General features: G+C 69.4%; 15 protein-coding genes. 4 read left to right on the forward strand and 11 right to left on the reverse strand.

Annotation, left to right across the window (positions count from 1 at the left end; genetic code table 11):
- Positions 1–11: 11 nt before the first annotated feature.
- The 3 genes from wrbA to IG62_RS0113780 form a co-directional block, all read right to left on the reverse strand.
- A complete protein-coding gene (gene wrbA / locus IG62_RS0113770; RefSeq protein ID WP_030801589.1) occupies positions 12–641 on the reverse strand; it encodes an NAD(P)H:quinone oxidoreductase in 630 nt (209 codons plus the stop codon).
- An 83-nt stretch (positions 642–724) separates the two neighbouring features.
- The gene (locus IG62_RS0113775; RefSeq protein WP_030801591.1) at positions 725–946 is read right to left on the reverse strand and encodes a DUF397 domain-containing protein; all 222 of its coding nucleotides are present in this window, start codon (positions 944–946) and stop codon (positions 725–727) included.
- Entirely contained in the window at positions 924–1,778 is an 855-nt protein-coding gene (locus tag IG62_RS0113780; RefSeq protein WP_030801594.1) for a helix-turn-helix domain-containing protein, read from the reverse strand. The genes IG62_RS0113775 and IG62_RS0113780 overlap by 23 nt, the downstream gene beginning before the upstream one ends.
- 117 nt (positions 1,779–1,895) lie before the next feature.
- Here IG62_RS0113780 and IG62_RS0113785 point away from each other — a divergent pair, with 117 nt between their 5' ends.
- Positions 1,896–2,114: a hypothetical protein gene (locus IG62_RS0113785; protein WP_030801596.1), complete on the forward strand. Its 219-nt coding sequence runs from the start codon at positions 1,896–1,898 to the stop codon at positions 2,112–2,114.
- Between the two features lie 20 nt (positions 2,115–2,134).
- On the opposite strand, the gene leuE is transcribed toward IG62_RS0113785, so the two are convergent.
- Entirely contained in the window at positions 2,135–2,824 is a 690-nt protein-coding gene (leuE, locus tag IG62_RS0113790) for a leucine efflux protein LeuE (protein WP_030801599.1), read from the reverse strand.
- A gap of 114 nt (positions 2,825–2,938) precedes the next feature.
- On the opposite strand from leuE, the gene IG62_RS0113795 reads away from it, so the two are divergent.
- The gene (locus tag IG62_RS0113795; RefSeq protein ID WP_030801601.1) at positions 2,939–3,697 is read left to right on the forward strand and encodes a MerR family transcriptional regulator; all 759 of its coding nucleotides are present in this window, start codon (positions 2,939–2,941) and stop codon (positions 3,695–3,697) included.
- Between the two features lie 97 nt (positions 3,698–3,794).
- Here IG62_RS0113795 and IG62_RS0113800 read toward each other — a convergent pair whose 3' ends face one another.
- Positions 3,795–4,163 (reverse strand): YbjQ family protein, encoded by a 369-nt coding sequence (locus tag IG62_RS0113800; protein WP_030414965.1) that lies wholly within the window; start codon positions 4,161–4,163, stop codon positions 3,795–3,797.
- 221 nt (positions 4,164–4,384) lie between these two features.
- Here IG62_RS0113800 and IG62_RS0113805 point away from each other — a divergent pair, with 221 nt between their 5' ends.
- Both IG62_RS0113805 and IG62_RS0113810 read left to right on the forward strand, forming a co-directional pair.
- A complete protein-coding gene (locus tag IG62_RS0113805; protein ID WP_030801603.1) occupies positions 4,385–5,095 on the forward strand; it encodes a DedA family protein in 711 nt (236 codons plus the stop codon).
- Between the two features lie 373 nt (positions 5,096–5,468).
- Positions 5,469–7,151, forward strand: coding sequence for a threonine/serine ThrE exporter family protein (locus IG62_RS0113810; RefSeq protein WP_030801606.1), 1,683 nt, complete (start codon positions 5,469–5,471; stop codon positions 7,149–7,151).
- A gap of 70 nt (positions 7,152–7,221) precedes the next feature.
- Here IG62_RS0113810 and IG62_RS0113815 read toward each other — a convergent pair whose 3' ends face one another.
- The 6 genes from IG62_RS0113815 to IG62_RS0113835 all read right to left on the reverse strand — a co-directional run bounded on the left by IG62_RS0113815 (position 7,222) and on the right by IG62_RS0113835 (position 11,412).
- Complete coding sequence (locus IG62_RS0113815) at positions 7,222–8,100, reverse strand: hypothetical protein (protein WP_030801608.1); 879 nt, start codon at positions 8,098–8,100, stop codon at positions 7,222–7,224.
- 158 nt (positions 8,101–8,258) lie between these two features.
- Positions 8,259–8,456, reverse strand: coding sequence for a linaridin family RiPP (locus IG62_RS0113820; RefSeq protein WP_107052972.1), 198 nt, complete (start codon positions 8,454–8,456; stop codon positions 8,259–8,261).
- A gap of 128 nt (positions 8,457–8,584) precedes the next feature.
- A complete protein-coding gene (locus tag IG62_RS0113825; RefSeq protein ID WP_030801613.1) occupies positions 8,585–9,172 on the reverse strand; it encodes a hypothetical protein in 588 nt (195 codons plus the stop codon).
- Positions 9,169–10,188, reverse strand: a complete 1,020-nt coding sequence (locus tag IG62_RS0113830) for an alpha/beta fold hydrolase (RefSeq protein ID WP_030801616.1) — start codon at positions 10,186–10,188, stop codon at positions 9,169–9,171. The genes IG62_RS0113825 and IG62_RS0113830 overlap by 4 nt, the downstream gene beginning before the upstream one ends.
- A 73-nt stretch (positions 10,189–10,261) precedes the next feature.
- The gene (locus IG62_RS44610; RefSeq protein ID WP_078871990.1) at positions 10,262–10,609 is read right to left on the reverse strand and encodes a helix-turn-helix domain-containing protein; all 348 of its coding nucleotides are present in this window, start codon (positions 10,607–10,609) and stop codon (positions 10,262–10,264) included.
- A 41-nt stretch (positions 10,610–10,650) separates the two neighbouring features.
- Positions 10,651–11,412: a methyltransferase domain-containing protein gene (locus IG62_RS0113835; RefSeq protein WP_030801619.1), complete on the reverse strand. Its 762-nt coding sequence runs from the start codon at positions 11,410–11,412 to the stop codon at positions 10,651–10,653.
- Positions 11,413–11,643: the final 231 nt, after the last annotated feature.

Raw genomic sequence — 11,643 nt, forward strand, 5'->3', positions numbered from 1 at the left:
GCCCCTTCGCGTCAGGTTGCCGGCACCAGGCCGTGCTTGATGGCTTTGGTGAACTTCACGACGCGCTGCGCCTGGATGCGGGCGGCGGTACGCGCGTCCTCGTCGAGTGGGGTGTCCGGTCCGCCGACGTGGGAGGTGCCGTACGGGTTGCCGTCCCGGTATTTCGCCGGGTCGGTGTAGCCGGGCGTGACGAGGATGCCGCCGAAGTGGTGGACGGTCTGGTAGAGCGCCAGCAGGGTGGACTCCTGGCCCCCGTGGCGGGTGGCGCTCGCGGTGAACCCGCTGTAGACCTTGTCGGCCAGTCTGCCCTGGTGCCAGAGGCCGCCGAGGGTGTCGAGGTACTCCTTGAGCTGGGCGCTGACGTTCCCGAACCGGGTCGGCGTCCCGAAGATCACCGCGTCCGCCCAGAGCATGTCCTCGGGGGTGGCTTCCAGGATGTCCGCGGTGGCCTCGGCATTGGCCGCCCACGCGGGGTTGGCGTCGATCGCGGTCTGCGGTGCGAGTTCGGCGGTCCGCCGCAGCCGTACGTCCGCGCCCGCGTGCTCGGCGGCGTCCGCGATCCACTGGGCGAGCGTGGCGATGGTGCCGGTCGACGAGTAGTAGATGACGGCGACGTGCACGTCGTGCGGGGGTAGGTGCATACGGCATACCTCCTCATGCCCGACAATACGGGCATGAGGAGGGGGTAGCCATCACCGTCGGCCGGTCGGCCCGCCCTGATGGCTCAGGCGTCGCCGAGCGTGCCGTTCTTGACGGCGTGGACGAAGGCGGACCAGTGGGGGGCGGAGAAGGTGAGCACCGGGCCGTGGGGGTCCTTGCTGTCCCGGACGGGGACGAGGCCGGGGAGGTCGTCGCGGACCTCCAGGCAGTCGGCGCCGTCGGGGTTGCTGTGGCTGCTCTTGCGCCAGGTGGCCGAGCTCAGGTCAAGCTTGTTGCTGCGCTTCATCTCTGTATCCCCTTGCCGCTTCCTCGATCAGGGCCAGGGACGCCTCGGGCGGCAGCGCGGCGGCCCTGAGCAGATCGTATGACCTCCGATACACCGTCACGTGAGGCGGATAGTCGATGATTTGGCCGCTGTGCTCGCCTTCGGTCCAGACGAGGGGTGGGGCGTCCGGGAAGGTCATGACTTTGGCCAGCCCCATGGGCAATGGGTGACCGACGGTCGTTTCCGGCAGGACCTGCAGAACGCTCCGGGTGTTCCGGATCAGGTCGTGGATGTGCGTCAGCTGCTCAGCCATCTCCTCGGGAGGAAGCAACGGCTTACGGATCAGCTCTTCGCGGAGGATTGCCCAGTACGCGGGGCGGGCGTCGCTCTTCCAGATCTCCGCGCGTTTGATCCGTGCGCGGACCTTCTCTTCGACGATGTCGGGCGCTTCCCACGGCCTTGCGGTCTGTACGAGCTTCCGGACGTACGCGCCGGTCTGCAGCAGGCCCGGGATCACGAGGGGCGCCCAGTCTTCGATCGTCGTCGCCTGCTTCTCCAGGTCCGGGACATCCGCGAAGTAAGGCGGATGGCCGTTCTGCCGCGCCTTCTGGGCATCTTCGCAGCGGCGCTCGAAGAAGCCGTCCGTGCCCAGCTTCTGGTCCACATGGCGGGCCAGATCCATCGGCATCCCCCGTTCGCCCCGCTCGATCTGGCTGAGGAACGAGAGGCCGCGGAAACTGCCGTCCACCAGCTGTTCGAGGGTGAGGCCCGCCTTTTCCCTGAGGTAGCGCAACTCGGCGCCGTAGAAGCAGGGGACGCTTGCGGACGGGTCGGGGTCCTTGCGAGGGGGCATGGTTCACCACCTGTTTCGCCGGGCTGCCTGGCGCAACCCAAGTGCCTTCCACGCTACGTGCGTTGACGTCACGCTGTGAGGGATTCGTCACACAGCGCACGGAAGGGTGCCCAGCCCATGCTCAGCCATTTCCACCACGACCACGACGTCCACGACTGCACCGAGGCACTGCGGACCGCACTCCGCGCCCACGACATCACGCTGCCGTCACTCGGCGTCGATCTGCCGGGGCTCGCGGGGAGTTACGCGCTGCCGCTGGTCGCGCTCGGGAACTGCAACACCGAGACGGCCCGCAGGCTCACGGACGTCCTGCACAAGGCGGCGGCAGCGCGTTAGCTGCAAAAGGGCGAAAGGCTTCAGCTCGCGCTGGCCAGGGACAGCTTCGCGGCGAAGCCGAGGAAGGCCGCGCCGGCGCCCGCGGACAGACCCGCGGTCAGGCGCCGGCGGCGGCGGAAGGTGGCCGCCAGGTACGTACCGCTGAAGATCAGGATCGACAGGTACGTGAAGCTGAACAGCTGGGCCCAGGCGCCCAGGGTCAGGAACGACAGCACCGGGTGGGCGTAGGCCGGGTCCACGAACTGCACGAAGAAGGAGATGAAGAAGAGGATCGCCTTGGGGTTCAGGAGGCTGACTATCAGGGCGCGGCGGTAGGGGCGTTCGGCGGCCTCCTTGCGGGACGCCGCAGGGACCGCGTCGGCTGTCTCCGGGGTCTCCGCGTCGCGCGTCGCCTTCCGCTCCTCGCGGCCGCGCCACAGTGCCCAGGCGCCGCGCAGCATCCCGACCGCGAGCCAGGTGAGGTAGCCCGCGCCGGCGAACTTGACGATGCCGAAGAGGACCGGGCTGGCCTGCAGCAGGGAGGCCACGCCGCCCGCGGACAGCGTCATCAGCACCGTGTCGCCGCACAGCACTCCGGCGGCCGCCCGGTACGCCACCCGGGGGCCGCGGCGGGCCGCCACCGAGACGACGTACAGCGAATTGGGGCCCGGCAGCAGAATGATCAGCGCGAGCCCGGCCAAATAGGTCGACAGATCCGTTATCCCCAGCATGGGCGGAAGGATCTCACCCCCGATTCCGTCGCCCCACCGCTTTTCAGGATCCGGACTTGCACCTCACGCGGCGTGAGGACACATCGTTGCGTGCGTACCGAGAAGGGAGCGGGAGTGAGTTATTCGGTAGGGCAGGTCGCGGCCTTCGCCGGGGTGACGGTGCGCACCTTGCACCACTACGACGAGATCGGGCTGCTGCACCCCGGTGAACGCAACCACGCAGGTCACCGCCGTTACGGCGACGACGACCTGGACCGGCTGCAGCAGATCCTGTTCTACCGCGAGCTCGGTTTCCCGCTCGACGAGGTCGCGGCCCTCCTGGACGATCCGGGCGCCGATCCGCAGGAACACCTGCGGCGCCAGCACGACCTGCTGACCGCGCGGATCGGCAAGCTCCAGGAAATGGCCGCGGCCGTCGAACACGCCATGGAGGCACGCAGGATGGACGTACGGCTCACACCGGAGGAGAAATTCGAGGTCTTCGGGGATTTCGACCCCGATGCGTATGCCGCGGAGGCCGAGGAGCGCTGGGGCGGGGCGGACGCCTACGAGGAGTCGCAGCGCAGGACGGCGGCGTACGCGAAGGAGGACTGGAAGCGGCTGACGGCGGAATTCGACGCCCTCCACCGCAGGATGGCCGATCTGCTGGCGCAGGGCGTGCCGGCGGATTCGGAGGCGGCGATGGACGTCGCCGAGGAGCACCGGCAGTTCATCGGCCGCGGCTACTACGCGTGCTCCTACGAGACGCACACCGGGCTCGGCGAGATGTACGTCGCCGATGAGCGGTTCACCGCCACCTACGAGGCGATCCGGCCCGGGCTCGCCGTGTACATGCGGGACGCGATGCTGGCCAACGCGGTCCGCCACCTGTGATCCGTACGGGCCGGGGCGGCGCGGTTCTCCGCCGGGCGCCCCGGCCCGTACGGCGATCCTTCGGGCACCCGATCGCTCGGGGCTTTGCCAGGGCGGCTCAGCCCATGGGGGCGATCACCACGGCCGTTCCGTAGGCGCACACCTCGGTGCCCACGTCCGCCGCCTCCGTGACGTCGAAGCGGAACATCAGCACCGCGTTCGCGCCGCGCGAGCGGGCCTGTTCGATCAGCCGCTCCATCGCCTGGTTGCGGGTCTCCACGAGGGTCTTGGTCAGGCCCCGCAGCTCGCCGCCGACCAGCGACTTCAGGCCGGCGCCGATCTGGCTGCCGAGGTGCCGGGAGCGCACGGTGAGGCCGAAGACCTCGCCGACGACCCGTTCCACGTGAAACCCGGGGACGTCGTTCGTCGTCACCACCAGGACGTCGGACTGTGCGTGCTGTCCGCCGCCGTAATCCTCGATGCCCATGGGTGCGCACCTCCTCAGTGGCCAGGATCACCCGGGTCCGGGGGCACGGCCAGCGGTGGGGGAGCGGTCGGGTGGGGGCCGGGGCGGGCGCCTGGAACCGAGGGGGGCCGCGGGGCGTTGATAGCTTTGGGCCGACACCCGGCGCCCGGGCCCGTCCACCGCTCGTACCCCGCTCGTCGCACCGCACGATCCGGCGCCCTCGACCCAGGAGCCTTCACCCCGTGAATACTCTCGCGCTCGGCCCCCAGTGGCTGGACCCGGACTATCTGATCGCGACGTTCGGCCTGATCGGCGTCCTGGTCATCGTCTTCGCGGAGTCCGGCCTGCTGATCGGCTTCTTCCTGCCGGGCGACGCGCTGCTGTTCACCACCGGCCTGCTGGTCACGACGAACAAGATCACTCAGCCGCTGTGGGCGGTGTGTGTGCTGATCGTGCTCGCGGCGGTCCTCGGCGACCAGGTCGGCTACCTCTTCGGCCGCAAGGTGGGGCCGTCGCTCTTCAAGCGGCCCGACTCCAAGCTGTTCAAGCAGGAGAACGTGGTCAAGGGCCATGAGTTCTTCGAGAAGTACGGCCCCAAGTCGCTGATCCTGGCCCGCTTCGTGCCGATCGTCCGGACGTTCACGCCGATCATCGCGGGCGTGAGCCGGATGAACTACCGCCCCTTCATCACCTTCAACCTCATCGGCGGCGCGCTGTGGGGTGCGGGTGTGACGCTGCTGGGCTCGCTGCTGGGCAACATCAAGTTCGTCCACAAGAACATCGAGATGATCCTGATCGCGATCGTGCTGATCTCGGTCGTGCCGATCGCGATCGAGTTCCTGCGCGCCCGCGGCAAGGCGAAGAAGGAAGCCCCGGCCGCCCCGGCCGGCCCCCGCCCGCACGGCGCATCACCCGCCGACCCGGCCCGCCGCGGCCGCCACGCCAAGCGCTGACCCGGCCCCGCACCACACCACCTACGCCAGCCCCCACCGGCCTCCTTCCCTCCCACCCACGGGAGGGGACGGGCCGGAGGGGGCTTGTTCGTGGACGGTGAGCGACCCCCACGGCGGGTCGGCCGACGACGTACGCGGACCCGCCCGCCGCAGGCACGGCGGGCATGCAAGCATCGTGGGTAGGCGGCAGAGCGCAGCACCCGCAGAGCGCAGCTATCGCGGCACAGGAGGAGCGAACACCGTGGCGTCGGACCCACAAGGCGGCCAGCGCAACACCGACAGCGACAACAACGGCACCAAGCCCAGCGACACCAAGCCCAGCGACACCAAAGCCAGCGGCACCAAGCCCAGTGGCAGCGGCACGGGCAGCAGCATGGGCCCCATCGAGGACCGCAAGCCGGCCTCCGACGAGGCACACAGCGCCTTCACGCCGCCGCTCGGCGTGCCGTACCCGCCGCTGCCCGAGGACGAGCACCCCACCTCCGAGTTCGCCCTGCCCGCGGGCCTGCGCCCGGAGCCGCCCGCCGAGCAGGAGGGCTCCGCGTTCACACCGCCGGCCGGCACCACCACGGGCCAGACCCCGCTCCCCACCCCGGCGGGCGCCACCGCCATGGGCCTGGCCTTCACCCCGCCGCACGGCATCCCCACCGTCAGCCTCACCAAGGAGGCGCCGTGGCAGGACCGGATGCGCACGATGCTGCGGATGCCGGTCGGGGAGCGGCCGGTCCCCGAGCGCCGGGAGCGCGGCGACGAGGACACCGGCCCGGCCGTCCCCCGCGTCCTCGACCTGACCCTGCGCATCGGCGAGATCCTGCTCGCCGGCGGTGAGGGCGCCGAGGACGTCGAGGCGGCGATGTTCGGCGTGGCGCACGCCTACGGGCTGGAGCGGGTCGAGCCGACCGTCACCTTCACCCTGCTGTCGATCTCGTACCAGCCGTCGCTGGTCGACGACCCGGTGACGGCCAGCCGGACGGTGCGGCGGCGCGGGGTGGACTACAACCGGCTGTCCGCGGTGTTCCGGCTGGTCGACGAGATCACCTCCGAGGGGATCACCCTGGAGGAGGCGTACCGCGGGCTGGCCGAGATCCGCCGTAACCGGCACCCGTACCCGAGCTGGGCGCTGACGGTGGCCTCCGGGCTGCTGTCCGGTGCGGCGTCGATGCTGGTCGGTGGCGGGTCGCTGGTGTTCCTGGCGGCGGCGGTGGGTTCGATGCTCGGTGACCGGCTGGCGTGGCTGGCGTCCGGGCGGGGGCTGCCGGAGTTCTACCAGTTCGTGGTGGCCGCGATGCCGCCGGCCGCGGTGGGCCTGGCCTTCGGGCTGGCGCACTCCAGCGTGCAGGCGTCCGCGGTGATCACCGGTGGGCTGTTCGCGCTGATCCCGGGGCGGGCGCTGGTCGCCGGGGTGCACGACGGGCTGACCGGCTACTACATCACCGCCGCGGCCCGGCTGCTGGAGGTCGGCTATCTGATCGTCGGCATCGTCGTCGGCGTGCTGAGCGTGCTGTACATCGGGTTGCAGGTGAATCCGGGCCTGAAGCGGCTCAATCCGGAGCAGGCGCTGGGCTCGTACAACGCGCCGCTGGTGCAGACGTTCGCGGCCATGCTGCTGGCGCTGGCGTTCTGCGTCCTGCTCCAGCAGGAACGTCACACCGTGGCGTTCGCGACGCTGAACGGCGGGGTGGCGTGGGTGGTGTACGGCGCGCTCGCCAACGTGGCGGGGATCAACCCGGTGCCGGCCACCGCGATCGCGGCCGGTCTGGTGGGCCTGTTCGGGCAGCTGCTGTCGCGGTACCGGTACGCGTCCGCGCTGCCGTACGTGACCGCCGCGATCGGCCCGCTGCTGCCCGGTAGTGCCACGTACTTCGGGCTGCTCAACTTCGCCCAGGGGCATCTGCCGCAGGGGCTGACGTCGCTGGTGCAGGCGGCCTCGCTGGCGCTGGCCATCGCGGTGGGGGTCAACCTCGGTTCCGAGGTCGCGCGGCTGTTCCTGCGGGCGCCCGGGTTGCTGGAGGCGGGCGCCGGCCGCCGCGCGGCCAAGCGGACCCGCGGGTTCTAGCGGGCGGCCCCGTCCCGCGCTCCGCCGGGAGACCCCTGGGGGGAGACACCCCCCTGGGGTGTCTCCCTGGTCAGGCCGCGGCCTTGGCCGTCAGCGCGGGCTTCGCGCCGTCGGTGAGCGCGCGCCGTGCGCTGTGGGTGAGGGCGGGCTTCTCGCTCTGCGCGAGGACGTAGAGGAGTGCCGGGTGGGTGGCGCCGAAGGCGAGCACGAAGCGGTTGAGGCCCATGAACTGCCCGATGCCGAGGTGGAAGAGCGTCATCGAGCCGAGCCATGCCTTGGCGGCGGGCTTCGGCAGCACGAAGACCAGCGGGAAGCCGACCTCCGCGGCGACCGTTCCCCAGGTGATGAGCTTGCCGAGCAGGGGGTACTTGTGGACGAGCTGGAAGATGCGCGGGTCGCCGTAGTTGTGCGTACGGATGACTCCGCTGAACGCCTCGCCGCTGAGCCACACCGGGGACACGAGCTTGACCACGCCGGACGCGACGTACGAGATGGTGGTCTCCAGGGCCAGTGCGCGCATGGCCACGTCGCGGGCCTTCTCGCCGTCCTTGAAGGTGCCGGTCGAGGCGAGGACGACGTTGATCACCTGCTGGAGCTGGTCGGCACCGTCCCCACCGAACGGGGTGTGCAGCCGTCCGGCCGCGCCCGTCACCGCCAGCACGGCGCTGCCGGCCGCGCGTACCCCGCGCTTGTGGCCCCAGACCAGCGTGGCGGCAGAAGCACCCGCCTGCACCCCGTACAGGGCGACCGCGGCCTTCTTGGAGCTGAGGGCGCGGGTCAGCCGGGGAAATCGCTTGGCGAACTTGGGGCGCATGCTTGCCAGCTGGCCGCTCAGCAATTCACCGTCTTCGAACTTACGCGTCTGGCTCAGCATTTCCAGTGCGGAGACCAGCGTACCCAGCGAAGCCACTCGGCGTGCCGTGACCTCGGGCGGAGCGTCGAGGAACATGGATGGGTGCTCCTGTTGATGTGATGCGAGTACGGTGGAATGGGAAGCGGCGGCACGGTATGCGTATCGGGCGTACCGTGCCGCCGCGTCTTTCATCAGCCGGGACTAACGGTGCCGGTCAGCACCATCTGCCGGTCGGCTCAGCCGTGTTGGTCGGCTCAGCCGTGCTGGACGTTGTGCGTGACCTGGTTGAGCGCGATGGCGGTCGCGCAGGTGACCGCGATGCCGGCGGAGACGGCCTCGGGGGTCGCCACGGTGGCCAGCGGGGTCATCATGGTCGGCGCAGCGTCGGAGCCGATACGGCCCGGCTTCACGTCCACCAGGTTGGTGTTGGCGAATTCAGCCACAACAGACATTGCGATCCTCTTTCTCTCAGAAATCTCAGAGCGAGTTCTCCAGCCGTTCGGCGGGAGGACGCGAACTCACGCGGTGCAGGGCTTCCGAGTGAGCTCGCAGCTTCCGGCCGAGGGGGTTGATCGGCTCGCTAGGCCGCCAGGGGAAAGGCGGCCGGTTCGGGGGCGGTGTCCTCGGCCAGTGGGAATTCCAGGGAGACGAAGACGGGTTCGATCTCCCGGTCCCCGGGGGCCTTGAGGAACGACTGCATCAGCATGAACTGGCTGTGCGAGGCGCCTTCGGCGTGCGGCAGATGGCGCTGGATGTAGCGGGAGAGCAGCCGGTAGCCGGACCCCAGTGTGACGAGGTGCAGCTCCGGTCCGAAGGCGACCGAGCGGCCGATGGTGTCCTGGCTCGCGTCGAACAGGGCCTTCGGGGAACGGTTCCGCGCGTTCCAGGCCAGGGCGTACCACGGCCGGTCGCGGGTGATGGTGATCTCCTCCCACTCGCCGGGCACACCGTCGATGATGTCCCGGTAGAGCAGGTGGTTGTCCTTGACTCCGGGGTTGGGCCCGAAGAAGCGCCAGTTGGGGACCGGAAGCCCCCACCGCCCGCGCCGCAGGAGGTTGTCGAAGCGGTTCTCGGGCAGCTGTCCCGCCGCCGTCGCCACCAGCCAGGCGGCGAGCGACGCCGTGACGGCGACCGTCTTCACGCGTTCCGTGTTCACCTTCACGATCACGCCAGCTCCTCTTCCCGTTCCGTGGTACGCCCGGTGGCCGGGCGGTCCTCGGCGGACTTCTGCCGCTCGGGGCCGGTGCGCCCGGAGGGCGGTTCGCCGGCGATCACCTCCGCCACCTGCCGGGCGTGATCCGGCACGGCGAGGACGGACTCGTGGTCGGAGCCGTCGATGAAGTGGTGCCGGGACCGCTTCGAGATGGCTGCCAGCCTGGCCTGGACCGCGTGGTGGGTGGCGTTGTCACCCACGTTGTTCTCCGCCGTGACGACGGTCAACGGGCAGTCCAGATCGGTGAGTTCCGGGAACGTCATGGCGTCCCGGTACTCCTGGCGGGCGGTGGCCCACGCACGGGGGTGCGTCATGAACGCCGTGTAACTCCGGTTGAGCTCCGGGCGGTACTGCTTGTTCACGTTCTTCGCCGGGCGGAAGGCCGACAGGCCCGCCCAGGCGTACACCTGCTCCATCACCAGCGACTGGCGGGCCCACCGGTCGACGTTGGTACGGCGGGAGTGGCGCAGGCTGATCACTTCGGTGGCGTCGATCATGACCACCGCGGTCACACCCTCCAGCGCGCCCGGGTGGCGCGAGGCGTAGGCCGCGACGAAGTATCCGCCCAGGGAGTGGCCCGCCAGGACCACCGGGAGGTTGGGGACGTAGGTGTCGCGCAGTTCCTGCAGCAGTGCGAAGTGCCGCGTGAGGCCGTATTGCGTGGACGGGGTGCTGAGCCCGTAACCGGGACGGTTGAACCGCACATAACCCATGTCCTCGGGAAGTGCGTCGCACACCCAGTCCCAGTATTCGTGGGGTGCACCCAGGCCGTTGTCGAGCACAACGGCGCGCCGTGCCTGCGGAGGAATGTGGACGTCGACCTCGACGAAGCTGCCGTCCGGCCTCTCGTGCAGCAGGTAGCGGCGCGCACGTTCGCGCCTACCGGTGAATCGCGTTATTGCGCCGGTCAGAAGGCTCGCGCCGGCCAGACCGGCAATGCCGACGGCGAATTGGCGCTCCAGAGACGCCACATTCCCCTCCCCCGTGATTCGAAGTGGCTGTTACCGAGAAACCTAACACGCGGTTCCCGGATAAAATAACGAGTTAATTGACCCGCTGTGCGGGATGGGTCTTCCCGCGGGGCAGCGGAACACGGACTCCGGCGGTTCTCGTGTGCTTCCGGAGTTCCATGTACAGCTCGCCTATCGTGGCCTTCAGGTTCGCGATCTCTTGGGTGAGTTCAGCTGTCCGGGAGGCATTTTCAGAAGTCTTGCCACTCTCACCGGCGAGGCCATTACGGGCCCCCTCAATAAACTGCCGGCGCCAGTTCGAGACGGACTGCTCGGAGACTCCTGCCTCTCGAGCTGCTTCGGCTGCGGTCAGTTCGCCGGTCACCACTCTCAGTACCAGAGCGAATTTCTTGTCTGCCGGCAATATCGGAGGACGTCCCACGTGCGATCCTCTTTCGTCATCCGTTTTTCTGGGTGCTGCCCTCAGTGCTTGACGTAACAGCAGATGAACATCGGGGCGCGTTCGCTGTAGGGACTTCCGTCCCAGTGCGCGAGGTGGGATTCGGGCGTGAGCCCGGCCGCTCTGGCGTAGCCGTCGATGTCCTCGGGCGTGGTGAGCCGGGTGAGTTCGGAGCCGACCCGGGTGGTCCCGTCGGCCTGGTACAGGATGTGCGAGCAGTGCCACAGACCGCCCTCCAGCAGGGTGGAGTGGGTCTGCACGCCGGTGCCGGGCTCCGGGTGGGGCAGGAAGTAGGTGGTGCGGGTGAGGCCTTCGTGCAGGGCCAGGATCGGCGGCTTGTTGTGCGTCTCGATGACGAGCCGGCCGCCGGGGGCGACGAGGTCGGCCGCGCGTTGGACGGCCTGCTGCTGGTCCTCGGGCGTGGTGAGGCACGAAAGCGTCGCGCACACGCAGTACACCAGCGCGTAGCGGGATTCCGAGGTGTAGGTGCGGATGTCGCCGTGCACCGGAGTGACGTCCCCGGCGCCGTCGTTCAGTTTGGCGCGGAGCATGTCCAGCATCTCCGGCGAGGAGTCCACGCCCGTTATGTGGCCGACCTTCCCGGAGAGCGGGAGGGCAATGCGGCCGGTGCCGACGCCGAACTCAAGGGTTCCCCCCTCGGGATCGGGATGGAGGGCCGCCAGCCCCTCGACGGCGGCGGTGGTAATGGCGTCGTCCGGGATCAGTCGGTCGTACCAACCCTCGAACTGCCGCCCGTAGCCTATGTCCTGGACCCCGTTTTCCACCCGAGCTTCCCCTCTCTTTTGCCCCCACTGTCGATGCCCGGGGAACGTCAAGAAGACGAAGAGCGAGGCAAGGCGTGACACGCCACCGATGGGCGGCCGGGCGGAAGAACCGCAGCCGTCTGCATGGTTGGTCAGACCAGCAGCTGATGCCGATCCCCTGATGACGTCTCAACGAAGTGTGGGGGGAGTAACTTTACAACGAACAATATCAGCCACGTCTGCGGGCTGGCA

Source organism: Streptomyces sp. NRRL S-337, assembly GCF_000720175.1.
GTDB lineage: Bacteria > Actinomycetota > Actinomycetes > Streptomycetales > Streptomycetaceae > Streptomyces > Streptomyces siderophoricus.

Bases quoted from the DNA above. Each gene is read 5' to 3' on its own strand.
- wrbA (WP_030801589.1), bottom strand. From the start codon at position 641: ATGCACCTACCCCCGCACGACGTGCACGTCGCCGTCATCTACTACTCG.
- IG62_RS0113775 (WP_030801591.1), bottom strand. From the start codon at position 946: ATGAAGCGCAGCAACAAGCTTGACCTGAGCTCGGCCACCTGGCGCAAG.
- IG62_RS0113780 (WP_030801594.1), bottom strand. From the start codon at position 1,778: ATGCCCCCTCGCAAGGACCCCGACCCGTCCGCAAGCGTCCCCTGCTTC.
- IG62_RS0113785 (WP_030801596.1), top strand. From the start codon at position 1,896: ATGCTCAGCCATTTCCACCACGACCACGACGTCCACGACTGCACCGAG.
- leuE (WP_030801599.1), bottom strand. From the start codon at position 2,824: ATGCTGGGGATAACGGATCTGTCGACCTATTTGGCCGGGCTCGCGCTG.
- IG62_RS0113800 (WP_030414965.1), bottom strand. From the start codon at position 4,163: ATGGGCATCGAGGATTACGGCGGCGGACAGCACGCACAGTCCGACGTC.
- IG62_RS0113810 (WP_030801606.1), top strand. From the start codon at position 5,469: ATGGGCCCCATCGAGGACCGCAAGCCGGCCTCCGACGAGGCACACAGC.
- IG62_RS0113815 (WP_030801608.1), bottom strand. From the start codon at position 8,100: ATGTTCCTCGACGCTCCGCCCGAGGTCACGGCACGCCGAGTGGCTTCG.
- IG62_RS0113820 (WP_107052972.1), bottom strand. From the start codon at position 8,456: ATGTCTGTTGTGGCTGAATTCGCCAACACCAACCTGGTGGACGTGAAG.